Below are 24,343 nucleotides of genomic sequence, written 5' to 3' on the forward strand. Positions count from 1 at the left end.
ATCTCGCCGATCAGGCAGGATCCCTCCGGGCATTTCCGAGTGCAGGAGGAATGGTGATCGTTCCCGCCGCCGGTGCCGGCGTCGAATTCGGAGAGTGGGAAGCCGAGGTGACGACGGCCTCCATGCGGGTGACGGATATCCCTCGCTTGCCTCCGGAGGCGGGCCCGTGGGAACGGAGCGTGGACGTCGCCGAGGCGGAGGACTTCGTCCGGCTCTTCCACGCCGAGACGGACTGTGGTCCCACGCGGCTGCGCGAGCGGCTCGACCGCATCCGTGCCGAGATCGGCGAGACCGGCACGTATCGCCACACGACGGCCGAGGTCGAGTTCGGCGCGCGAGTGGCCTGGCGGAATTCCGCCCGGTGCATCGGCAGGCTGTACTGGCAGGGACTGAGGGTGCGCGACCGTCGCGACGTCGTCGGAGCCGCCGCCATCGCCGAGGAGTGCGTCACCCATTTGCGGGAGGCGACCCGGGGTGGCCGGATCCGCCCGGCCATCACCGTGTTCGCGCCGGACGGTCCGGCGGGGCCCGGCCCGAAGATCCACAACGACCAGCTGGTCCGGTACGCCGGCTACCGGCTGAGCGACGGCTCGGTGCTCGGCGATCCGCGCTACGCCGCCTTCACCGAGACCGTCCAGGAGCACGGCTGGCGCCCGCCCGAGCGCAAGGGGTCGTTCGACGTCCTCCCACTGCTCATCGAATCAGGGCCGGGGGAGCGGCGGCTGTTCCGGCTGCCGCCGGACGCCGTCCTGGAGGTCCCGCTGTCGCATCCCGACCACCGCTGGTTCGCCGGGCTCGGGCTGCGCTGGCACGCGGTACCGGCGATCAGCGACATGCGGCTGGTCATCGGCGGGATCACCTACCCGGCGGCGCCCTTCAACGGCTGGTATCTCGCCACCGAGATCGGCGCGCGCAACCTGGCCGACACCGACCGCTACGACCTGCTGCCGATGATCGCGGACCTGATGGGCCTGTCGACGAAATCGGAACGCACCCTGTGGCGCGACCGCGCGCTCGTCGAACTGACGCTGGCCGTCCAGCACTCCTTCGACGCGGCGGGCGTGACCGTCGCCGACCACCACACCGAATCGCGGCGGTTCCTCACGCATATCGCCAAGGAGGAGCGCGCGGGGCGCCGTTGCCGGGCCGACTGGAGCTGGATAGTCCCGCCGCTGTCCGGCGGGCAGACCGCCGTGTTCCACCGCTACTACGACGAACCCGATCCGGCGGCGAGACCGGCGTTCCTGCCTCCCGGGTAGCGCTCCGACGGGTGAAGAGGTGAGCCGAATGCGGCGTGTCGACGGGCCGGGCGGTGGCACGGTAGGCGCCCGCGCGGACAATGGTGGCATGACCGCAGTACTCGTCGCCCATGCCGGTAAGTCCGGCGGGACAAGGGAGATCGCCGAGGTGATCGCCGCTGAACTGCGGGAAGGCGGGCTGACGGCCGATCTGCTGGACGCGGCCGAAGTCGAAGACGTCGAGCCGTACGGCGCGGTGATCGTCGGGAGCGCGCTGTACCACCGGCGCTGGCGCCCGGAGGCGGTGCGCCTGCTCACCGAGCACGAGGAGGCGCTCCGGAACCGGCCGGTCTGGCTGTTCCACAGCGGGCCGTGCGGACCACTCGCCGCGGGCAAACGGGTGAGCCTGCCCGCGGGGGTCGCCCTGCTGGCCGCGAGGATCGACGCCGAGCGCACGGCCACCTTCGGCGGCAGGCTCACCCCGGCCACCGCGAGCGGCCTGTTCTGGAAGGTCATGGCCGCGGGCCCCTGGGCGGGCGACTTCCGTGACTGGCCGTCGATCCGGGCGTGGGCCCGTGACGTCGGCCGCCGGGTGCGCATCCGGGTCGCGCTGTGAAGGACCGTTTCGTCGGTGCCCTGCCGTAAGGTGCCCTCATGGACAAACGGTTCACTGCGACGCTGGTCAAGAGCCCGGAGAAGGGCGGCTGGACGTACGTGGTCATGCCCGGCTCCGCCGAGTTCTTCGGCACCAAGGGGCTGGTGAAGGTCCGCGGCACCGTCGACGGGCATCCCTTCCGGAGTTCGTTCATGGCGCTGGGCGATGGCACCCACAAACTCCCGGTGAAGGCCGACGTGCGCAAGGCGATCGGCAAGGAAGAGGGCGACACGGTGGAGGTCGTCCTGCTCGAACGGCTGGAGGGCTGAGTGGCCGCGGACTGGAAGCCGTCCCCGGTCATCAAGATCTACGAGGCACTCGGCGCGGTCGCCGACGGGCGGGTCGAGATCGACGGCGACACCGCGCGGGTCGCGTCGTCGGACAAGGCCAAGACCTACGACGTCCGCCATGATCCGGCGGCCGGGTCGATCACGGCCAACGACAACGGGTCCTACTGGCAGGGATATCTCGGATACCCGGGCATCGCGTACTTGATGGAGCGCGGCGTGCTCGCCTACGACGGCGGCCTCACCGCCGGGCTGGCCGGTGTGCCGTGGAAGGAACTCGCCACCGAGTACCGCAACGACTGGGCGAAGGTCGAGAAGCACGTCCGCGAAGATCTGGCCGCCAAGGGTGTCGATCTGGACCGGTTCGACGCCGGGATCGCGGAGATCTCGCGCGGGCTGGAGAAGCTGGCGCTCACCAAGCTGTCCCCCCGGCAGCGTCCGCCGAAGTGATGACCGAGGGCGCGGCCAGAGCAAGAGGCGCGTGAAGGCTTTGAGTGGAGGGGTCGTGAGTGATAAAGAGCGTTAGAACGCTCTTTATCACTCACGACCCCGGCGCGGCCGAGGCCCAGTGCTCAGCCGCAGTGTTCCGACGGGCTGTTGTACGACGTTCCGCCCGCGGAACCGCCCCATTTCACGCATTTGCCCGCCGCGGCCGCCCGCACCGGGCCGGCGAACCACGAGAACGACCCGGAGTCGGTGATCCTGGACGCCCCCGCCACTTCGAGGTAGGCCGATGTCGCGGTCGCGGTGCCCGCGGACGCGCTCTTCATCGTGCTGACACAGTTCTGCCCGTTGGAAGCGTTGTAGGACAGGTAAACCGTGCCCGACGTCCCGAGCGGGGCCGAGTCGATCACGCCGTATCCGCCGCCGCACACCGGGGCGCCGAGGGTCGTCTCGGTGACGGTGGAAAAGCGGATCGTCTCGTTGGCGTTCCCCGCCGGGCCCGCCTCGTACAGCACGCCGACCGAACCCGAGGACAGCTGGACCATGTCGGAGTACGCGGCGTCACCGCTCCACACCAGCGTTCCGGCGGAGTTGCCCTGCCAGTTCGCGCCCTCGTCGAACGACGATCGCACGACGAGTTCCTTGCGGCGGTCGCAGACCGACGGCGCGGCGAACAGGATCCGGTTGTACTTGCCCGCCTTGTCGGTCGCGGTCATCCGCGCGGTCGAGGCCTGCACCACCGGGGTGATCAGGTCCTCCTCGAAGGTGAACTTGGTCGAGAAGCTGGCCCCGCCGTCGGAACTGATGGCGTAGGCGCGGTTCTTGGCACCACCGCTGAGGCATTTGTCGTCGTTGTTGGCCTGGTTGCGCGCCGCGGCGTAGACCCGGCCGTCGAGCAGTTCGGTGACGCTGATCTCCTGCGGGTTCAGCCCGGCCGTCGACGCCGGGGTGTCGGTGGCGCCGCGCTTCCACGTGACCCCTTGGTCGTCGCTGTAGATGAGCGCGCCGCTGTTCTTGCCGTCGGCGGTGTAACTCATTCCGGCGACGATCCGGCCCGCGTGCGCGCCGCGGGTCAGCACGATGCCGTGCGACGGCCCGGTCGCGAGCCAGCCGGGCGCGCTGCTGAACCCGAGCTGCGTGGTGAGCACCTTGGGCGCGGTCCAGGTCTTGCCGTCATCGTCGCTGATCGAGACGCGCGGAATACGGTTGCAGTCGGGGTTCTTGACGCATTCCATCACCGAGAGCAGCACGATCCGGCCGGTGGAGGGAACCACGATCGGCGTCGGGTTTCCTTTGGTGTCACCGAAACCTTCGATGACGATCTTCGGTGCGCTCCAGGTCCTGCCGTTGTCGGCGGAGCGTTTCACGACGAGATCGATGTCGCCGCTGTCGTTGCAGAAGCTGGCTCCGCCGTTGCGGCCTTCGGCGAACGCGAGCAGTTCGCCGTTGTTCGCCTTGACGATGGCGGGGATTCTGAAGCAGTCGTAACCTTCTGTTTTCTGCTTGTACACCAACGTGTTCCCGACCGCGGCGGCCGAGAACCGGTCGCCGGTGGCCGGCGCGGCGAGGGAGGTGGCCGGGGCTGCGCCGACCGCCGCGGTGGCGACGAGGGCCGCGAACAGGCCCTGTGCGACGCGGGAGATCTTCACGGGAGTGACTCCGTCCTGGATTCGGTTCAGGTGACGGGACATGAGAGTCCTTCCGTCTCGTACAAGACGCGTACAACCCGGTTTCGCGCTTTGTGTCAGGTGACGCAGAACGACGGGATGATCCCTGCCAAGCTCGTTCCCGTCGGACACGGCGCGAGATCGGAAGGGAGGGCCGATGACGGTGATCGATCCGGAGAGGGTGAGGGGCGGTCGATCACCGGTTCGCGTCGTGGCGCCGGTGGGTCCGGCCGTTGGCGGACTCACCGGCGGTTGCCGGCCCGCCGTGGCGGCTCAGTGGTCGTCGGGTGCCAGCTGCCTGAGGTCGTCGACGCTCCGCACGACCAGTCGCTGGCGGCCGGTGCTGAGCAATCCGTCGGCGCGCAGGGTCCGCAGGGTTCGCGCGACGGCTTCCCGCGACGCGGACGCGAGCCCGGCGAGGTCCCGCTGGCTGATCCGCAGGGCGATCAGCGTGCCGTCGGCGACGGGAACGCCGTACCGCTCGGCGAGGTCGACGAGGATCGCGGCGATCCGTTCGGCGGCGGTGCTGTCCCCGAATTCGGTGCGGCGCGAATTGGCGTAACGCAGTCGGGAGGTGATGATCCGGAGCAGGACCACCGAGATGCCGGGATGGTCGCGGAGCACGGTGTTGAACGCGCGCGAGGACAGCCACAGGCCGGTGACGGGTTCGACGGCGATCGCCGTGGCCGAGCGCAGGCTGCCGTCCATCGACGCCATCTCGCCGATGATGTCGCCCGGATCGCGGACGGCCAGCACGGCGTCGTAGCCGCCGGTGGACACCGACGTGATCTTGACCCGCCCGGCCATCAGGATCAGCACCCAGTCCGACCGGTCGCCCTCGCGGATGATCACCGTTCCCGCCGGGTACCGGCGCAGTTCGGCCTCGGCACGCAGCGCCTTGCGCTGGCCGTCGTCGAGCAGTTCCCAGAGCCTGCCGGGTGATTCGTGCGGCGCCGCCGCCGGCTGTGTCATGCCTTTTCGTCGCCTCCGCACGTGATCGTACGAGACGTCAGCCGGGGATCTCCTGGTACGCCTGGGAGAGGCGCTGGACGCCGTCCCGCAGCTGCGCGCCGGTCGCGGCGCTGACGTAGCTCAGGCGCAGATAGGGCCCTGGAGCCTCGGCCGCGAAGTAAATCCTGCCGGGGGTGACCGCTACTCCCGCGCGGAAAGCGGCACTGGTCAGCGCTACTTCGTCGACGAAGCCGGGGAGCGGCTGCCACAGGTGGTAACCGCCGGTCGGGACCGGGACGGTGGCCCAGGTGGGCAGGAACTCCCGCAGCGCCGAGACGGCGACGTCGCGGCGTTCCCGCAGCGAGGCCGCGAGGCTCCGCAGATGGCGGCCCCAGGCGGGAGAACTGACCAGTTCGAGCGCGGTTTCCTGCAGCGGGCGCGGAACGAAGAAGCTTTCGACGGCGTGGAGCCCGCGCAGGCGTTCCAGTGCCGGGCCGCGCGCGGCCAGCGCGCTGATCCGCAGGCTCGGTGACGCCGGTTTCGTGAGCGAGCGGATGTGCACCACGACGCCGTCGGGGTCGTCGGCCACGAGCGGGGGCGGGGGAGCCGGGCTGCCGGGATGCGCCATCAGCCGGGCGAAATCGTCCTCGATGACGAAAGCACCCGCGTCACGGACGATCCGCAGGATCTCGGCGCGGCGTTCGGCGCACAGCACCGCGCCGGTCGGGTTCTGGAACGCGGGCTGGCAGACGAACAGCCGGGCGCCCGTGTCGCGGAAGGCGTCCGCGAGCAGTTCTGGCCGGACGCCGTCGCGGTCGATCGGCACCGGGACCGGCCGCAGCCCCGACGCCCGCGCGATGGCGAGCATGCCCGGGTACGTCGGGGATTCCACCAGCACCGGCGCGCCGGGTGCGCCGAGCGCGCGCAACGCCGTCGTCAGCGCGCTCTGCCCGCCCGAGGTGACCAGCACGTTCTCGACGTTCACCGGGCTGCCGATGTCGCGGGCGAACCAGGCCCGCAGTTCGGGCAAGCCGCAGATCGGCGGCCGCGTCCAGGCACCGGGACGGCGTCCGGCGCGGGCCGACGCGGCCGCGAGTTCGCGTTCCGGCTGGAGGCTCGGATGCGTGTAGCCGCCGTTGAGGTCGATGACACCCGACGGCGGGTCGCTCAGCGCGGTGAGCACGCCGCTGGCGTCGATCACCCGGGCGCCGGACTGGGAACCGAGCGCCACCTCCTGCCACGACACGTCACCGGTCACCGCCACCTCACGGGCCGGCGGGGCGCGGAAGACGCCGGCGCCGGGGCGGGTGATCACGAGGCCTTCGGCGGCCAGCGCGGCGATGGCCCGCGACACCGTCACCGGGCTCACCTTCAGCTGCCGGACCAGCTCCCGGCTGGACGGGAGCTTTCCGTCTACCGGATAGCGCTCCAGGTCGGACTTCAGCTGTGTGACCAGGCTGGTGACGCTGCTACCATCGGACATGAGACTGGATGATAGCGCTATCGCGGATCGAGCAGTAGCGGTCCGCTCCGGGACCGCGTTGGCGGCGCTGGGTGTCCTCGCCTTCTCGTTCACGTTTCCCGCCACCGTATGGTCGCTCAAGGGCTTCGACCTGTGGACCGCCACGGGGCTGCGCAGCGTCCTGGCCGCGCTGGTCGCCGGCATCTGTCTTCGGCTCTTCCGGGTCCCGCTGCCGAGGCGCGACCAGTGGCGGGGCCTGGCCGTGGTCTCCCTCGGCTGTGTCCTCGGGTTCCCGATCCTCACCACGCTGGCGCTGACGACGTCGTCGACCGCGCATTCCGCGGTGGTGATCGGGCTCCTGCCGCTGGCCACCGCCGTCATCTCCTCGAAGCTGACCGGGCACCGGCCCTCCCGCCGGTTCTGGCTCGCCGCGGCGGTCGGCGCGAGCGCGGTCGTCGTGTTCACCGTCGGGCAGAGCGGCGGTGGACTGTCCACAGCGGACCTGTTCCTGTTCGGCGCGCTCGTGCTGTGCGCGTTCGGGTACGCCGAGGGCGGCAGGCTGGCCAGGGAGATGGCGGGCTGGCATGTGATCGCGTGGGCGCTGGTGCTGGCGCTGCCGGTCACCGGCGCGTTCGCCGTCTTCGGTCTCGCGACCGAACCGCTGCACGTCACCGGTGAGGGCATCGCCGGGCTGCTGTACGTCGCGCTCATCTCCCAGTTCGGCGGGTTTTTCGCCTGGTACCGGGGAATGGCCGAGATCGGGGTCGCGCGGGCGAGTCAGTTGCAGCTCGCCCAGCCGTTGCTGACCCTGGTCTGGGCGGTCCTGCTGCTCGGCGAGCACCTCCCGGCCGCCGCGCCGGTGACCGCGCTGATCGTCGTCGCCTGCATCGTCGTGACCCAGCGATCCCGTAGCTAGATCCACGTCGCGATTCCGCCAGACCGCGGTGCCCGCGTGGTGATGGGCTGAAGCACATGACCGCTTCTGCCCTCGACACCTCCGCGCGGACCCCGCTGAAGGGATGGCTCGCCGTCCTCGCGGTGACGCTCGGGATCTTTTCCCTCGTCACCACGGAGATCCTGCCGATCGGCCTCCTGACCCCGATCGGCGAGGACTTCCGGATCACGCCGGGGACGGCGGGCCTGACCATGACCCTGCCCGGTTTCCTCGCCGCGCTCGCGGCCCCGGCCGTCACCGTCGCCGCCGGACGGCTCGACCGCCGGATCCTGCTGTGCGCGCTGATGGTGGTGCTGGCCGTGGCCGACGTCCTCGCGGCGACCGCGGCGGCCTACTGGGCGATGCTGGTCTCGCGAGTGCTGGTCGGGCTGGTGATCGGCGCCTTCTGGGCGATCGGTTCCGGTCTCGCCGAACGGCTCGTCGGCCCCGGGCGCGCGGGCAGGGCGACCGCGGTGATCTTCTCCGCCGTCCCGCTCGGCTCGGTTCTCGGAGTGCCGGCGGGAACCTTCCTCGGCGAACTTTTCGGCTGGCGAGCGGCTTTCGCGGTGATGACGGTCTTCACGATCGGCGTCCTCGCCGCGCTGGCGCTGACGTTGCCTCCACTGCCGTCGGCGGACGCGACCCGGCTCGGCGTCCTGCGCGGGATGACCCGCGAGCGGACGACCCGGCTCGGCCTGCTCGTCACCGTGCTGATCGTGCTCGCCCACTTCGGGACCTACACCTACGTCACGCCGCTCCTGCGTCAGGTGACAGAGGTGAGCCCCGAGCTGATCACCGTCTTCCTGTTCGTCTACGGCACCGCCGGGATCGCCGGCAATTTCGTGGCGGGCGCGGCGATCGCCCGCGATCTCCGGCTGACCTTCCTCGCCGCGGCGGGATCGATCGGTGTCGCGGCCCTCGCGTTGCCGTTCCTCGGCGACACGAAAGCGGGCGCGCTCGCGCTGCTGGTGCTGTGGGGTTTCGCCTACGGTGCCGTCCCCGTCTGCTCGGGAACGTGGTTCGCGAGGGCGGCGCCGCACGCGCCCGAAGCGGCGTCGGTGCTGTTCACCTCGTCGTTCCAAGCGACCCTTTCGGCGGGCGCGCTGCTCGGCGGAGTGGTCGTCGATGCCGTCTCGGTTCCGGTCGTGATGGTCGGCGGAGGCGTGGTCGCGCTGCTCGCGGCCGTCGTCCTCAACCGAGCACGGTCAGTGTGACCAGCGCGGTCGTCCCGACCAGCAGAGTGGAGAGCAGGCCGAGCAGCAGGGCGCGGCCGCCGGTGCGGACGAGTTCGCCGAGCCGGACCGCGCAGCCCAGCCCGAACAGCGCGCCGGCCAGCAGCAGGGTGCAGGCGACCTTGGCGACGTCGAGCACGACACCTGGCACGATCCCGGTGCTGCGGAGGGCGGCCATGGCGAGGAAACCGAGGACGAACAGCGGGACCAGGGGCGGCCGCTTGCCGTCGACGGGCCGATGCCGCTCGTGCACGCCGACCGCGGCGACCATCGGGGCCAGCAGGACCACCCGGCTGAGCTTGATCACGATGGCGACCGCGATGGCGGCACTCCCGGCGGGGGTGGCCGCGGCGACGACTTGCGCGACTTCGTGCACGCTGAGGCCGGCCCATTCGCCGATCCGGGCCGCGTCGAGCCGCAGCCAGCCGCCGATCAGCGGGACCGCGGCGATGGCGAGCCCGCCGTAGAAAGTGACCAGGGCGACCGCGGTCGCGACGTCCGAGTCCTCGCGTTTCACGACGCCTTCCATGGCGGCGATGGCGGAGGCGCCGCAGATGGAGAACCCGGTCGCGACCAGTATCCCCAGGCCGCGAGGCACACCGAGGAGCCTGCCGAGACCGATCGTGCCGAGGAATGTGATCCCGACGGTGAGCACAACGGCGACCAGGGTCCCCGGCCCCAGCGCCAGGACGGCCGGGAGCGAGAGTTGAAGACCGAGCAGCACGACGCCGGCGCGAAGCAGCTTCTTCGTGATCCCGGCGATGGCTTTCCGGGTCCCGTCGGACAGCGAAGGCAGCGATCCGGTGACGATACCGAGCACGACGGCGATGGTGAGCGCGCTGACGACCGGGAAAGCGGTGCCGACCAGGTACGCGGCGGCCACTCCGGCGCCGGTGATCGCGAAGGCGGTCAGGTAGGGCTTCGTCGGTCTCGCGTGCGTGGTGCTCATGGTTCGAGCCTCGCCCGGACGGGGCGACCTCGGTAGCCGGGAATACCGGGGGTAGGTCATACACTTGGGCTATGACCACACCCGATCTGGACTCCCTGCGCCTGCTGGTGCTCGTGGACGAGCTCGGCAGTATCGGGCAGGCCGCGGCCAGTCTCGGGATCGCGCAGCCGTCGGCGAGCAAACGACTGTCCACGGTCGAGCGGAGGCTGGGGCTGGTGCTGGTCGACCGCACGCGGCGCGGTTCCGCGCTCACCCCCGACGGCCGGGTCATCGCGGGCTGGGCGCACCGCGTCCTGTCCGAACTCGACGGCCTGCTCGACGGCGCCGAAGCGCTGCGCACCCAGCACGAGGCGCATCTGCGGGTCGCCGCGAGCATGACACTGGCCGAGTATCTGGTGCCGGGCTGGATCGGCGAGCTCAAACGCGGCGACCCCGGGCTGTACCTCGGGCTGGAGGTCACCAACTCCGACCAGGCCGCCGAACTGGCGCGGGAGGGCAAGGTCGACCTCGGGTTCGTCGAGTCGCCCGGTTCCCTGCCCGGCCTTTCGTCCCGGCGGGTGGCCACCGATCACCTGGTCCTCGTCGTGCCCGCGGGTCATCCGTGGACGCGCAAGCGCCGTCCCGTGACCGCGGCCGAACTGGCGATCACGCCGCTCGTCGTGCGCGAACCGGGTTCCGGGACCAGGGAGACCGTGGACGCCGCGTTGCGCAAGGCCGGTGTCGGCCCGGCGAAACCGTTGCTGGAACTGGGGTCCGCCTCCGCGGTCGGCAACGCCGTGATCGCGGGCGCCGGTCCGGCGGTGATCAGCGAACTCGCCATCGTCCGGGACGTCGCCGAAGGCAGGCTCGTCCCGGTCCCGGTGGACGGCGTCGACTTCGGCCGGGAACTGCGCGCGGTGTGGCCCGCCGGGCGGCGGCTCGCCGGTCCGGCCGCGGAACTGCTGAGCATCGCGGTCCGGAATGCGAAAGCCCGCTGAGCCCCTTCATGTTTCTTCGTGACCGCGCGTGATACCGAATCCGTCATCGGCGTGCTACCGACGATAGGGCGAATCGCCGTCTATCTCCGGAAATAGGTGCGGACCACTATTGGCCGGTGGTCCGACGAAAGCGGAATGGTGGACTCCGGGTGGCGATTCGGGCTGATCTTCCCTGCTGTCGCGGGAAAAACATGGGATCTTCGGTACTTGCTCGCAGGGGAAACGCGTCGATCTTCGCGTTTCACGGGTCGGCGTTCCGCCATTCGGTTCCTGTGACCGGAAACCGTACTTCCAAGTATTGACGTGCCGCCGCGTCTGCGTTTAAGTACGCTCGGTGATCAATTCACTCTTCCGTGTTTCGGAGGCTTCCGTGGGAAAGGCCGTCAGTGTCCTTCGCCTGTCCGCACCGACCGTCGCCGAGATGGGTTGCCTGCTCGACCGCGACGACCTTCCGCGCACCGGCGACATCGGCCGCGGCCGGATCCGGCTCAGCCTCGTCGACCCGACGCCCAAACGACTGAACCTGGCCAGGAAAGTGGTCGCGAAGGGTAGATCGTGGCGCGGCCGCAACGACCTCTGGTTCGTTCCGGAACCGCTGCTCGGCGCGGGCGGTGGCAAACTCGCCTTCGTCTTCCCTGGGCCGGAGAACGCCTGCGAGACGCCCGCCGACGACGTCCGGTCGGGCAGGCTGCTCGACACGGCCTTGCGCCGTCTGCGCGTGACCCCGGACGCGCTCGCCGGGCACAGTCTGGGGGAGTGGACCGCGATGGCCATTGCCGGAATCCACGCCGACACCGAGGTGGACACGTTCCGGGCGGGTTTCGATCCGGACGCTCTCAAGGTGCCGGGGCTGGCGTTCGCGGTGATCGGCGCGGCGGCGTCCATGGTCATCGAAGTCCTCAAAGGACAGTCGGAAGTGATGCTCTCCCAAGATAACGCGCCACATCAGACGATGATCTGCGGGCCCGCGGAAGCCGTCGACGGCTTCGTGCGCGCATTCCGTACCGACGGGGTGATCTCTGTGGTGCTGCCGGCCCGGCCCGCGTTCCACACCCCGATGCTCGCACCGTATCTCGGCCCGATCCGCGAGGCCGCCGAGCGCCATGCTCCGCGTCCGGCGAAACTCCTGGTCTGGTCGGCCACGACGGGCAGGCCCTATCCGGCGGCGGCCGCGGACGTGCGTGACCTGTTCGTGCGGCATCTGCTCGAGCCGGTGCGGTTCCGCGGCCTTGTCGAGAACATGTACGCGGCCGGGTTCCGCGCGTTCGTGCAGATGGGTGCCGGACAGCTCGGCTCGCTGATCGGGAACACCCTGCACGACCGTGAGCACCTGGTCGTCGCCGCGCATCCGGCGCATCGGCCGGGGCTCCCGCGACTACTGCGAGTCGCCACGGCCTTGTGGGCGGACGGGGCCGATCCGGCGTTCGGGCTCCTGCCGGGACAAGCCCTTCAGCCTCTTGAAAAAGCCCGCGTGTAGGGACTCTCCTGGACGGGTACCAGCCTTCAGAAGGTGCGTCCTCGTGCTGGGAGTCGTCATGGCCGCGGTGAAGACATCGCCCCGCCCGGAGGCCGTCCGTTTCGGCGGGCGGCGCCGGGCGCCCAAGGGCGGCGTGTTCCTCAACATCGTCCGTACCACCGACCACAAGACGATCGGCGTGCTCTACCTGAGCACCTCGTTCGCGTTCTTCCTCATCGGCGGGTTCATGGCGCTGCTGATGCGCGGCGAGCTGGGCAGGCCGGGGATGCAGTTCCTTTCGCAGGAGCAGTACAACCAGCTGTTCACCATGCACGGCCTGATCATGCTGCTGCTGTACGCGACACCGAACCTCTTCGCGTTCGCCAACTACATCCTGCCGCTGCAGATCGGGTCACCGGACGTCGCCTTCCCGAGGCTGAACGCGTTCTCCTACTGGCTGTACCTCTTCGGCGGGCTGATGACGCTCAGCGCGTTCCTCACCCCGAGCGGAGCGCCCGACTTCGGGTGGACGATGTACACGCCGCTGTCCAACGCCGCGCACACCCCTGGCGTCGGCGCCGATCTGGTGATCATGGGCCTGATCGTCTCCGGGCTCGGGACGATCCTCGGCGCGGTCAACATGGTCACCACGATCCTCTGCCTGCGCGCGCCCGGGATGACCATGTGGCGGCTGCCGCTGTTCACCTGGAACATCCTGTTCACCACGATCCTGATCCTGGCGGTCTTCCCGATCCTCACCGCGGCCCTGTTCGGGCTGATGGCGGACCGGCGCCTCGGCGCGCACGTCTTCGATCCGGCCAACGGCGGGGCGATCCTGTTCCAGCACCTGTTCTGGTTCTTCGGCCATCCCGAGGTGTACATCGTCGCGTTGCCGTATTTCGGCATCATCACCGAGATCATCCCGGTGTTCAGCCGGAAACCGCTCTTCGGCTACAAGCTCATGGTGTTCGCGACGATCGCGATCACCGCGCTGTCCTTCGCGGTGTGGGCGCACCACATGTTCGCCACCGGCGCGGTGCTGTTGCCGTTCTTCTCCATCATGACCTTCCTCATCGCGGTGCCGACCGGGATCAAGTTCTTCAACTGGATCGGCACCATGTGGAAGGGCCAGCTCACCTTCGAATCACCGATGCTGTGGTCGATCGGGTTCATGGTGACGTTCCTGCTCGGCGGGCTGACCGGGATCATCCTGGCCGCGCCCCCGCTGGACTTCCACCTTCACGACAGCTATTTCGTGGTGGCGCACTTCCACTACGTCCTGTTCGGCACCATCGTATTCGCCACCTTCGCCGGAATCTACTTCTGGTTCCCCAAGATGACCGGGCGGATGCTCGACGAGCGGCTCGCGAAACTCCATTTCTGGACCACGTTCATCGGCTTCCACGCGACGTTCCTCGTCCAGCATTGGCTCGGCAACGAAGGAATGCCGCGCCGCTACGCCGACTACCTGAGCACCGACGGTTTCACGGTGTTGCACACCATTTCCACGATCGGCGCCTTCCTGCTCGGCGCTTCGGTGCTGCCGTTCCTGTGGAACGTCGTCCGCAGCTACCGATTCGGTGAGGTCGTCGAAGTGGACGATCCGTGGGGCCACGGGAATTCGCTGGAATGGGCGACGACCTGTCCGCCGCCCCGGCACAACTTCTTCGATCTCCCGAGGATCCGGTCCGAACGCCCCGCGTTCGAACTCCACTATCCCCACATGATCCCCAGGCTGCGCGCCGAGGGGCATACGACCCCGTTCCAGCGTCGAGACCAGGCCACCCCGTCGGAAGTGGTGGCGGACAAGGCGCTGAAGGACGACACCGCCTGAGGCGAGGAAATGAGGTACCGCGCATGATCCCCATGGACGTCGAAGGGATGGCAGTGCTGGCTCCGGAAGCGGCACCGGTGATGTTGCTGCGGGAGCGGGAGGGCGAACGCCGCTGGCTGGCGATCACGATCGGCGGCCCCGAGGCGAGCGCGGTGGCGCTCGCGCAGGAGCAGATCCGGCTGCCGCGGCCGGGCACGATCGAACTGATCGGCCAGGTGGTCGAGTCGTTCGGGCACCGGGTCACCGGGGTCCAGGTCACCGCGCTGCGGGACGGCATCTTCTTCGCCGACCTGGTGCTCGATTCCGGTATCCGTGTCTCCGCGCGGCCGAGCGACGCGGTCGCCATCGGGTTGCGCGCCGGGGTCGGGATCGAGGTGGCCGACGCGGTGCTGGAGGTCGCTTCCGTGCGGGTCGAGATCGTGGGCAGCGGGCCGGACGCGGAACTGCCGTCGCTGCCGCCGGATCCGGTCGCGCAGGAACGGGAGGTCGAGGAGTTCCGGGCGGCGCTGGACAAGATCGCGCCGGAGGACTTCGGGGACCCGCCGCCCGCCCCACCGCGCTCCCACCCGTGAGATGAAGGGGCCTTTCATAGCAAAATTTGCTATGAAAGGCCCCTTCATTGCGGTTGAGTGCTACCGCTTCTGAGCGCTACTGCTTCGCCAGGCCCTGTTCGATCGCCTCGATGATGCGCGGCCGCATCTCGGCGGCGCTGATGATCGCGTCCACCGAACCGACCTTCACCGCACGCTCGATGCTGTGCACGCCGTCGAACTCGGCCGCGACCGCACCCAGTTTCTCGGCGCGCACCGACGACTGGACCTCGGCCAGTTCCGCGGCCAGCGCGGCACGCTCGGCACCGGTCGCCCCGCTGAGCTTCTCCGTCAGCGACCGCACCCGCTGATCCGCCGCCGTCCGCGCGTTGACCTCACCCGCGAACACGACCGCCGCGGCCGGCGCGCCGCCGAGCACCGAGGCGAACGAGCCTTCCAGCGCCAGCACCGTCATGTTCGGGTTCAGCGCCTTCGAGAAGACCACGAAAGCGCCGCCGTGGTACCGCGAGATCACGGTGAACACGATCGGGCCCTCGAAGTTGACGATCGCCCGGCCGATTTCCGCGCCGTACTCCAGCTGGAGTTTCCGCATCGACTCCGGCGAGCCGTCGAAGCCGGACAGGTTCGCCAGCACCACCAGCGGCCGGTTGCCGCTGGCCGCGTTGATCGCCCGCGCCGCCTTCTTCGACGACCGCGGGAACAGCGTGCCCGCGGTGTAGGTGTCCGGGCCGTCGGTGGGCGGGAAGCCGCGGCGCGGCACCGAGCGCGACTCGATTCCGAGCAGGCAGACCGGCCGCCCGCCGAGGTGCACGTCCTGCACGGCCGCGGTCTCCGCGTCCGCCATACCCGGCCAGCGCTCCAGGACCGGGTGGTCCTGGTCCGACAGCGCGCGCATCACGGTGCGGATGTCGAACGGTTTCTTGCGGTCGGGGTTGGCCTCCCGCGAGAAGATCTGGCCCACCGTGGTGAAGTCGCTGTCGACGACCGCGTGCGGGAACGATGAGACGTCCCGGTCGATCGGGTCGTTCGTGACCGCCTTGCGGGGGCCGGGCTCGCCCGGCGCCACGTAGGTGTGGTCGTAGTGCGACATCAGCACGTCACGCGCCGCGGCGAGGTTCGGCGCCCAGTACTGCGCCTGGCCGTTCGGGCCCATCACGCGGTCGTAACCGCCGATGCCGAAGTTGTCCTCCGCCGACACGCCACCGGAGAAGTCGAGCGACTGCTTGCCGGTCAGCACCATCGCGGAATCCGGCGTCATCACCAGGATTCCCTTGGTGTGCATGAGCATCGTCGCTTCGGCGTTCCAGTACGGCTGGGCGCCGACGTTGATCCCGGCGACGACGATGTTGATCTCGCCGCCGTTCTGGGTGAAGTGCACGATCCGCTTGAGGGCGGCCGCGACCCAGTCCATGTTCTCGGTGCCGGACTCCATCGAGATCCGGGCGCCTGCCGAGAGCGCGTACCACTCCAGCGGGACCCGCAGCCGCTCGGCGAGGTCCAGCGCCGCGATCACCCGCGAGCACTCCGGCTCCGACAGCGCGCCGAGCGCCTTCGTCGGGTCACCGAGCAGCACCACGCGCTTGACGCCCTCCGGGTGGCGTTCGGTCGGCGTGGTGACCACGCCGGCGACGATCGCCGCCTTGTTGCGGCCCTTCTTCCGGTCGACCGGGACCAGCGTTTTCGTGTCGTCCATGTCGTACTCGGTGAACGAGCCGAGCATCTCGGTCAGCTCGTACGGGTACACCGTGTCGCGGCGACGGGCGCGCAGGACGTTCTGGCGGTAGTCGTCCAGCGGCAGGATCGGCTCGGTGGTGGGCTCGGACAGCGACATCTGCACGCCGCCGCTGACGTCGTAGCCGATCCGCACGGCGACCTCTTTGACCTCGCCGGTCGCGCGGTCGCGCTGCCTGCCGAGGAACTGGACCTCTTCCAGCCCCGCGCCCGCCGTCGACGGCTGAACACGCTGCGCGACGGTGTCCAGCTCCTCGCCGGTGAGCTCACTGGTCGGCCACACGTACAGCATGATCCGGTTGGTGTCGAAGCGTTTCCTCGGCGGAAGCTTCGCCTGCACCTCGCGGATCGCGTCGAGGCAGCCCGCCAGCGTGCCTTCGACCGCGGGCAGGGCCAGCAGCTTGCCGTCGTTGTCCCGCAACGGGGTCAGGTCGCGGACCTGGGCGAGCGCGACCAGCCGCTGATCCGACGGGTTCATCGGCGAGACGCACTTGAACAGGTAGACGTCCTCGTCGCCCGACGGCAACCGGGTGAGGTCGAAGTTCGCCAGCCGCTGCAACTGCATCCGCTGGGCGATCAGCGGGTGGAGACCCCGGATCAGCCGCTCTTCGCTGAACCCGGTCGAGGACGGGCGGAAGGTGAAGTGGTGGTGCATCACCGCGCCGCCGTGCCCGGCGACGGTGGTGGTGATCCGCCGGACGCGGCTCGGCAGCGACTCGGCCGTGAGGACCTCGCGCAGCCCGGCCGCCATCGTGTCGTCGTCGGCGGACTCGTCGTCCCAGGTCAGGTAGAGGTCGGCCTCGACGTCGGTGTCGGCGGGCAGCTGCGCGGCGAGATCGGCGACCGCCTTGATCGCCCCGGGGAGCCCGGCGCGGTCGACGGCGGTGGTGGCCATGTGGAACCGCTCGTTGTCGTCGGTGTAGTCACCGGTGACGAAGGTGCAGCCGCCGACGGTGACCTGCTGGACACCGGTGAGCGCGCGGTTGCCGTAGTAGCGGCGGCTCAGGACTTCCAGCAGCGGGGTGTGATCGGTACCGGGACGCCCGATCCGCTGCCCGAGCAGGCGGACCAGCGGCTGCGCGCTGGCCAGCATGCTCGCGATCCGCTCGGCGCGGTCCGGCGAATCCGGGTGCAGGTCGAGGTGACGCAGGTGTTTGCGGACCTCGCTGTACACCTCGGCACGTGTGCGGCGGAGCAGCGGCTGGGCGAACCAGCGGAACACGACGCTGCGCGCCAGGTCGCCGACCACCGGGAAACGGAGCTGAGTGGCGGCGATGAGCGCTTCCAGCGCCTTGCCCGCCGGCTCGCGCATCGACTCGAACGGCTGCGGCTCGGTGAGCCACTGCCGCAGCAGCGCGGTGACGACCGCGACGTCGGACGAGGTCCGCTGCTGGGCGAGGAAGATGCGGAAGACCGCCTCTTCCAGTTCCGGCGTGCGCTCCAGGTCGTCGATGCCGTAGTGCGACAGCACCTTCTTGAGCTTGTTCTGGAACGACTCCGACAGCCCGGCGCGTTCGACGTCGAGGCTCTGCAGATAGGTGTGGAAGAACTCACGGGAGCTGTGCACCCGGGTGTCCGTCTTGGCGTCCTCACGGGCCGGCTTGTTGCGCATCAGCTCGGACAGGTCGGCGAACACGGTCAGCAGCTCGACCTCGCCCTCCAGCGGGCGGTCGCCGTTGCCCTCCAGTTCGGCACGGGCCGCGAGGTACGTGCTGAGCGTGCGGCGCTCGTCGTGCGGGTCCACGTCGAAGCCGAGCAGGAGACTGCGCAGATCCTGCTGACCGCGGGTGACCCGCTGCGCCGCCGAAGTCCCGTCCGGTTCGGCGGGCAGCTCGATCTCGACACTGCCCGTATCCTCCACGACCTCGGCGCCTTCCTCCGCCAGCGGCTCGAGCCGCAGCAGGGGGGCGCCGGTCTCGACCTGGCTGCCGACCGAGACGACGCACTCACGCAGCTTCGCGCGGAACGGCGCGCGGAGCACCGTCTCCATCTTCATGCTTTCCAGCACCAGCACGGGCGCGCCCGCCTCGACCTCCGCGCCGACCTCCAGCGGTGTCGCGACGACGAGCGCGGGCGCGGGGGAGCGGACGACGCCGCCCTCGTCCCGGCTGACGCGGTGGGTGACGCCGTCGACCTCGACCAGGTGGATCGGCCCGTGCGTGCCGGTGACCAGGCGGAACCGGGTGCCGTTGACGGTGATCTGGCCGGTGTGCTCGTCGAACCGGTCGACCTCGACGTCGGCGGGGTGGATGTCGCCGCCTGCCGCCGAGACGCCGACGCGGAACCGGCGGTGGCCGATCCGGGCGACGCTCACGCGGTACGCGGCGCCACGCAGTTTGAGGTCGAGCGGATGGCCGCTCTCGTGCTGGACCTGCGGGCGGCCACCATGCGCGGTGGAGAGAAGCCGTTGGCGCTCAACGGCTTCCTCGTCCTCGTACGCCTCGATCGCGGCGGCCGCGAGCGCGATCGCCGAGTGGCGGTGGGTGACGAGCTTGCCTTCGCCGCGGACGCGGTCGATCCAGCCGGTGTCGGCTTGGGCGTCGATCACCTCGGGCTGGTCGAGCAGGTCGAGGACGAAACTCTTGTTGGTCGCGCCGCCCTCGATGATGACCGTGGTCTGGGCCATCGCGCGGCGCAGCCGGCCGAGCGCCTCGTCACGGTCGCGGCCGTAGGCGATGATCTTCGCGATCATCGAGTCGAAGTCGGCCGGGATCGCGTCGCCTTCGCTGACCCCGGTGTCGACCCGGATACCGGGACCGGCGGGCAGGTCCAGGCGCGCGATGCGGCCGGGCGACGGGGCGAAATCGCGGTCCGGGTCCTCGGCGTTGAGCCGCGCCTCGACGGCGTGACCGAATTCGGCGGGCTGGACCCCTTCGAGCTTGCCGCCGGAAGCGACGTGCAGCTGGGCCTTGACCAGGTCCATACCGGTGGTCAGCTCGGTGATCGGATGCTCGACCTGCAGACGGGTGTTGACCTCGAGGAACGCGAACAGCTTGTCACCGGGGTGATAGAGGAACTCGACCGTTCCGGCGCCGCGGTAGTCGACCGCGAGCGCGAGCCGCTCGGCGGACCGCTTGAGCTCGTCGGCCTGCTCGGGGGAGAGCACCGGGGAGGCGGACTCCTCGATGATCTTCTGGTTGCGGCGCTGCACCGAACAGTCGCGGACGCCGAGCGACCACGCGGTGCCCTGCCCGTCGGCGATGACCTGGACCTCGACGTGCCGGGCGCCGGTAACCAGGCGCTCCAGGAAGACGACGCCGCTGCCGAAGGCGCGCTCGGCCTCCAGACTGGTGCGCTCGTAGGCGTCCTTGAGCTCGTCGGCGGAGGTGATGACGCGGATTCCGCGGCCGCCACCGCCGGCGGTCGCCTTGAGCATCAGCGGGTAACCGATCTCGTCGGCGGCCTTGATGGCGGCGTCGAGGTCCGCGACGGCGCCGCGGCTCCACGGAGCGACCGGGACGCCGACCTCTTCGGCGATCAGCTTCGCGCCGATCTTGTCGCCGAGTTTGCGCATGGCATCCGCGCTCGGCCCGATGAAGGTGACGCCTAGCCGCTCACACAGCTCGGCGAAGGCCGGATCCTCGGCCACGAAACCCCAGCCGACCCAGGCCGCGTCGGCCCCGGTCTCGGTCAGCGCCCGCTCCAGGACGGCGAAATCCAGGTACGGGCGCGCCGACGCGGGGCCGAGGTTGTAGCTGATGTCGGCTTCCCGCACGAACGTCGCCGACCGGTCCGCGTCCGTGAAGAGCGCGACGGTCTCGATCCGCCGTCCGGTCTCCGCCGAAAGCTCGCGGACTGCGTGGATGAGCCGCATCGCGGCTTCTCCGCGGTTGACGATGGCGACACGACTGAACACCGACTGAGCCTCCCAAGTGCGCGACACTGGCCCGCCGGATCACGTGCGGGACAGTCTTCTGTACCTGTCTATCAGCCTGCCTCTTACCGGCCGGTACGAGAATGTCGTCGGTGGCGCATGCCGAGGGCCGGGTGTTGTAGAAACCCGCCAAAAAGTGTCTTGGAACACCTAGTCGTGGGGCCAGATGACGTCATGAAGTGGACAACTGAGGGTTCGGCTTGGTAGCCGGGTTCGCGAGGTGTCATCCGGTGTTCACGCCGGTTTCATCGGGGGTCGCTTCTGTCCGGTGTGACGAGGGTGGCCGTTCTTCGGCGACGGCCGGGGCGGGTGGTTGGCCGGGGGTGGTGGCTGGTGGGTCGTGGCTGTTGAGGTGCCGTTGTCCCGGGGCGGTCGTGGTCGGATTTCGGCGACGTTGGGGGCGAGTTGTAGGGGCTGTGGCCGTTTTTCGGCTACGGCAGTAGGTGATGGCGTCGGTTGTCCCTCGGGGGCTGATGGTGGTTGGGGTCGGGAGTGCGTCGGGGTGGTCCGGCGGTGTGATGGCGGTTGTCGATCGGTTTCGGCGACGTGGTCAGGGCGATGGCGTTCCTTTGAGGGGCGGCGTCGGGGTGCAGGGGGTTGTGGTCGGTTTTCGGTGAGGGCGCGTTGGCGTCGGGTGCTTTGGCTGGGTGCGGTGGCTGTCGGGTTGCTGCAGTGCTGTGTGTCGCTGTTGTGCCGGGGACGGCGTGGTCGTTTTTCGGCGAGGGTGGGGGTGGTGGCTGGGGTGGGGTGCGTGTGGGCTGGTGCGCCGGGGGTTGATGGGGTCTTGAGGGGGCGTGGTCGGTTTTCGGCGACGTTGGGAGTGGTGGTGGCGCCCGGGTGGGGTGTGTGGCGGGGCTGGTGCGCCGGGGGTTGAGGGGGCGTGGGTCGTTTTTCGGCGAGGCTGGCAGCGGTGGTGGCGGCTGGGTTGGGGGTGTGTGTGGGCTGGTGCGCCGGGGGTTGATGGGGTCTTGAGGGGGTTTGGTCGGTTTTCGGCGGCGTTAGGAGGGGTGGTGGCGCCTGGTTGGGGGTGTGTGTGGTGGTTCACCGGGGGTTGGTGGGTCTTGAGGGGGTCATGGTCGGTTTTCGGCGACGTTGGCAGCGGTGGTGGCGGCTCGGTTGGGGGCGCGTGTGGGGTGTTCGCCGGGAGTTGATGGGCCGTGGCCGGTTTTCGGCGACGTCGGCAGCGGTGGTGGCTGCTCCGTCGGGGGCGCGTGCGGACAGGCTCGCCGCGAGATGACAGCTCTCGATCGCGCCATAGCCGTGTTTCGGCGACGGAGTCAGAACGGTGGTGGTTCCTCGGTGCGGGGTTCGTGCAGCGGCGGCGGCGAGCTGTCGTAACTGCGCCCCGTGGGTGTGGTGATGGTGAGGGTGCCGTCGGAGGCGAGCCGGTAGATCCAGCCGGGTTCGTCTTTCAAGCGGTGGTCGCGGCGGCACAAGTCGACCAGGTCGGTGTCGGCGGTGTGCCCGCCGTGCTGCCACGGCACCGAATGATCGAGATCGCAGGCCTGGGCGGGACGGTGGCAACCGGGTCTTCGGCATTCCCGGTCCCGGGCCCGCACGAACTCACCCAACCCCGCCGTCGGCCGATACCGGTCCCGGCCCAAATCCAGGACCTGCCCGGAGAGCGGATCGGTGATGATCCGCCGCAGCACCGTGTCCGGCCCGGACGCGATCTGCCGGGCCAGCGACGCCGGAATATGCCCATGCCCGGCCACCTCCGCCGGATCCTCGTTCACCCCCAGGTAGGTGTCGAGGTCCATGTAAAGGAACACCTCGGACCGTTCACTCTTCCCGCCTTGGCCGCCCAGCAACAGGTCGAGGGCAATGTCGGCACGCAGCTGATCCAGGGTGCGGGTCTCCCCACCGGTCCTGAGCGCCCGCGCCTCACGATCGATCCGCGTGTAGGCAGCGGCGACCTTCTCCACCGGTCCGTCTTCGACCTCGATCGAGGCGACCCCGGTCTCCCCGTGCCGGATCGACAACCGGCGCCCGCCACGGTGCCGCTCCACACGACGCGCGGCACCGTCACGGTCGGCCATCATCGCCGCGTGATTCGCCGCCTTCCGGATCTGCTCCGAATTCCTGTCCGGCAGACGGTCCTCCAGGACGGCGTCCACCGCACGGGCGTCGTCGTCGGACAGCCACGCGGTGGCTGTGGCGACCTTCATCGCCCCGTAACCACCCACCTGCCCGCGATCCAGCAGCCCCAGGGTGCGGGGCAGCCGGGAGGTCAGCGCCACGGCTGTGGACACCAGACCCGCCGCATGACCGTCCACAACAGACAAAGCGAACGCGACCTCCTGCACCACACTGGCGGCACCTTCGCGGTGACGGTCCAGCTGCGCCAACGCGCGGAACCGGACCGCCTCCAACCGCGCGATGCCCTCAGACGCCGCAACGGCGGCGTCCACAGCATCCTTTTCCTCCAACGAATCCAGTGCGGCATTGACCTCCTTCAACACATCGGACGAAGTGATTTCCTTGAGTAGCGCCACAGTGGCGTTGCGTGTGTCCACACCCGCAAGCTACAACCCACCACCGACAGTTTCCGGCCCGAGACAGTTTCCCTTATATGGCAACGTTAGCGACCTCAGATGTCGACAACGACGGAGCTGGCCAGAGGAAGACCGGCAGTTTCCATCAAACGGCAACGACCGATCAGTAGTAGTGCCGCATCTCGCCCCACAGTGCAGACCAAGGCCGGGAAGTCGTCGCACACAAGGAAATCCGCACTCCTTGCTCCTCGTTCTCCACGCCGAGCCCATTGTCGTGCACGGCCGCCTCGTGGCATCCGGTGAACCACGCCGGGAGGTAGGGCCCCACGACGACCACCGGGCCCACGGCGTCAGCCGGAGGAGGGCCCCAGTCCGCATAGGACATATGCCCGGAGTACACCGCGGGAAACCCGTAATGCTCCAAAGCCCCCGCCTGCCCGTAGTTCCGCGTGAAGATCACCGCGTTCGTGCGCTGTCCCGCCGGGATCCGCTCCCAGACCCGGGTGACCGATGAAGCCAGTTCCGGCCATCCCGCCTGTTCGCCTTGCTCCTTGTTCACGGCCAGAACCGGCGCCAGCGCGGACGGCGGTAGCAGGGGCAGCCCGACGACGAGTGACATGGCCGCGCCCGCGAAAGCCAGGGCGACAGCGAGAGTGCGGCGCCAGGTGCGGTCGAGCCAGCGCAGGCAGGGTTCGGCGCCGGCGGCCGCGAGCAGCAACAGGAAGGGCGCCGAGTAGTACGGTTTTCCGCCCAGCACCAGCAAGATCACGCACAGCACCGGATACGACAGCGCCAGTGAGCGGGCCCAGCGGAGGTCGGGATCGCGCCACAGCCTCAGTCCGCCGGCGATCCAGATCGGCACGGCAACGGGGGAGAGGTAGAGCAGCTGCATCGGCACGAACAGGATCCGGTTCTCCACGCCGTCGTCCTCGCTGATGCCGGAAGCCACGGTCAGCAAAGGGAAGTCGTGCGCAGCCTGCCAGATCAGTGCCGGGGCGGCCAAGACGAGCGCGAGCAGGATCCCGGCGGGAAGCCAGCCTGTGCGGAACACCGTCCGCGGGCCGACGGCGAGTACCGCCAGACCGATCGAGGCGACCATCAGCAGGACGAGCCACTTGCCCTCCAGCCCGATGCCGACGACGCCCCCGATCGCGAGCCACCACCGTCCGTCCCCGGTGCGGAACAGGCGCAGGACCACCAGGCCCAGCGCGCTCCAGACCAGCATGTCGACGGTGGCCGTCGACAGCATGTGCCCGTCGACCACGACGAACGCCGCCAGCGCGGTCGTCGCGGCAGTGAGGACCTGTGCGCCGCGACCGCCGCCGAACTCGCGGGCGACCAGGGCCAGCAGAACCACCGTCGCGGCGGCGCACAAGGTCGCGACCACGCGGAGACCGGCGGGAGTGGCGCCGAAGACGTCGGTGGAGGACCTCGCGAGCAAGGGTGTCAGCGGTGGCTGATCGACATAACCCCAGTCGAGCCGTTTCCCCGCGGCGAGAAAGTAGAGCTCGTCCCGATGGAAGCCGTACCGGCCGGACACCAGGGTCAGCACCAGGATCTGGATCGCGACCACCAGACCGACCGGACCCCGAGCGAATCGCTCCAT

The 24,343-nt window shown here is 69.6% G+C and carries 17 protein-coding genes; 10 read left to right on the forward strand and 7 right to left on the reverse strand.

Going from position 1 to position 24,343, the window contains the following annotated elements; translation table 11 throughout:
* The first annotated feature begins 50 nt into the window (after window positions 1-50).
* The 4 genes from ACLJQ7_RS19425 (at window position 51) to ACLJQ7_RS19440 (ending at window position 2,630) form a co-directional block, all read left to right on the forward strand.
* Complete coding sequence (locus tag ACLJQ7_RS19425) at window positions 51-1,259, forward strand: nitric oxide synthase oxygenase (protein WP_410649587.1); 1,209 nt, start codon at window positions 51-53, stop codon at window positions 1,257-1,259.
* 88 nt (window positions 1,260-1,347) lie between these two features.
* Window positions 1,348-1,854, forward strand: a complete 507-nt coding sequence (locus tag ACLJQ7_RS19430) for a flavodoxin domain-containing protein (protein ID WP_410649588.1) — start codon at window positions 1,348-1,350, stop codon at window positions 1,852-1,854.
* Window positions 1,855-1,892: 38 nt separating this feature from the next.
* Window positions 1,893-2,162 (forward strand): DUF1905 domain-containing protein, encoded by a 270-nt coding sequence (locus tag ACLJQ7_RS19435; RefSeq protein ID WP_034322891.1) that lies wholly within the window; start codon window positions 1,893-1,895, stop codon window positions 2,160-2,162.
* A complete protein-coding gene (locus ACLJQ7_RS19440; protein WP_410649589.1) occupies window positions 2,163-2,630 on the forward strand; it encodes a hypothetical protein in 468 nt (155 codons plus the stop codon).
* A 122-nt stretch (window positions 2,631-2,752) separates the two neighbouring features.
* On the opposite strand, the gene ACLJQ7_RS19445 is transcribed toward ACLJQ7_RS19440, so the two are convergent.
* The 3 genes from ACLJQ7_RS19445 to ACLJQ7_RS19455 all read right to left on the reverse strand — a co-directional run bounded on the left by ACLJQ7_RS19445 (window position 2,753) and on the right by ACLJQ7_RS19455 (window position 6,725).
* Entirely contained in the window at window positions 2,753-4,273 is a 1,521-nt protein-coding gene (locus tag ACLJQ7_RS19445) for a sialidase family protein (protein WP_410649590.1), read from the reverse strand.
* A gap of 291 nt (window positions 4,274-4,564) precedes the next feature.
* Entirely contained in the window at window positions 4,565-5,263 is a 699-nt protein-coding gene (locus ACLJQ7_RS19450; RefSeq protein WP_410649591.1) for a Crp/Fnr family transcriptional regulator, read from the reverse strand.
* Between the two features lie 37 nt (window positions 5,264-5,300).
* Window positions 5,301-6,725 carry a PLP-dependent aminotransferase family protein gene (locus ACLJQ7_RS19455; RefSeq protein WP_410649592.1) on the reverse strand — a complete coding sequence of 475 codons (1,425 nt, stop codon included), beginning with the start codon at window positions 6,723-6,725 and terminating at the stop codon, window positions 5,301-5,303.
* Here ACLJQ7_RS19455 and ACLJQ7_RS19460 point away from each other — a divergent pair.
* On the forward strand, window positions 6,724-7,620 hold the full coding sequence (locus tag ACLJQ7_RS19460; RefSeq protein ID WP_410649593.1) for a DMT family transporter: 897 nt from the start codon (window positions 6,724-6,726) through the stop codon (window positions 7,618-7,620). The genes ACLJQ7_RS19455 and ACLJQ7_RS19460 overlap by 2 nt on opposite strands.
* 56 nt (window positions 7,621-7,676) lie before the next feature.
* Window positions 7,677-8,852, forward strand: a complete 1,176-nt coding sequence (locus tag ACLJQ7_RS19465) for an MFS transporter (RefSeq protein WP_410649594.1) — start codon at window positions 7,677-7,679, stop codon at window positions 8,850-8,852.
* Here the strand turns inward: ACLJQ7_RS19465 and ACLJQ7_RS19470 are convergent.
* On the reverse strand, window positions 8,830-9,819 hold the full coding sequence (locus ACLJQ7_RS19470) for a YeiH family protein (RefSeq protein ID WP_410649595.1): 990 nt from the start codon (window positions 9,817-9,819) through the stop codon (window positions 8,830-8,832). The genes ACLJQ7_RS19465 and ACLJQ7_RS19470 overlap by 23 nt on opposite strands.
* Before the next feature lie 71 nt (window positions 9,820-9,890).
* Between ACLJQ7_RS19470 and ACLJQ7_RS19475 the strand changes: the two genes are divergently transcribed.
* The 4 genes from ACLJQ7_RS19475 to ACLJQ7_RS19490 all read left to right on the forward strand — a co-directional run bounded on the left by ACLJQ7_RS19475 (window position 9,891) and on the right by ACLJQ7_RS19490 (window position 14,658).
* On the forward strand, window positions 9,891-10,796 hold the full coding sequence (locus ACLJQ7_RS19475; protein ID WP_410649596.1) for a LysR family transcriptional regulator: 906 nt from the start codon (window positions 9,891-9,893) through the stop codon (window positions 10,794-10,796).
* A 370-nt stretch (window positions 10,797-11,166) separates the two neighbouring features.
* Entirely contained in the window at window positions 11,167-12,273 is a 1,107-nt protein-coding gene (locus tag ACLJQ7_RS19480; RefSeq protein ID WP_410649597.1) for an acyltransferase domain-containing protein, read from the forward strand.
* Window positions 12,274-12,316: 43 nt separating this feature from the next.
* Window positions 12,317-14,086, forward strand: coding sequence for a cytochrome c oxidase subunit I (gene ctaD, locus ACLJQ7_RS19485; protein ID WP_410649598.1), 1,770 nt, complete (start codon window positions 12,317-12,319; stop codon window positions 14,084-14,086).
* A 23-nt stretch (window positions 14,087-14,109) separates the two neighbouring features.
* The gene (locus ACLJQ7_RS19490; RefSeq protein ID WP_410649599.1) at window positions 14,110-14,658 is read left to right on the forward strand and encodes a bifunctional nuclease family protein; all 549 of its coding nucleotides are present in this window, start codon (window positions 14,110-14,112) and stop codon (window positions 14,656-14,658) included.
* Between the two features lie 76 nt (window positions 14,659-14,734).
* On the opposite strand, the gene ACLJQ7_RS19495 is transcribed toward ACLJQ7_RS19490, so the two are convergent.
* The 3 genes from ACLJQ7_RS19495 to ACLJQ7_RS19505 form a co-directional block, all read right to left on the reverse strand.
* Window positions 14,735-20,224, reverse strand: a complete 5,490-nt coding sequence (locus ACLJQ7_RS19495; RefSeq protein ID WP_410649600.1) for a carboxyl transferase domain-containing protein — start codon at window positions 20,222-20,224, stop codon at window positions 14,735-14,737.
* Window positions 20,225-21,519: 1,295 nt separating this feature from the next.
* Window positions 21,520-22,701 (reverse strand): DUF222 domain-containing protein, encoded by a 1,182-nt coding sequence (locus ACLJQ7_RS19500; RefSeq protein WP_410649818.1) that lies wholly within the window; start codon window positions 22,699-22,701, stop codon window positions 21,520-21,522.
* Window positions 22,702-22,900: 199 nt separating this feature from the next.
* On the reverse strand, window positions 22,901-24,343 hold the full coding sequence (locus tag ACLJQ7_RS19505) for an ArnT family glycosyltransferase (RefSeq protein ID WP_410649601.1): 1,443 nt from the start codon (window positions 24,341-24,343) through the stop codon (window positions 22,901-22,903).

Origin of the sequence: Amycolatopsis sp. cmx-4-54 (assembly GCF_046548895.1) — a bacterium.
Taxonomy (GTDB): Bacteria; Actinomycetota; Actinomycetes; order Mycobacteriales; family Pseudonocardiaceae; genus Amycolatopsis.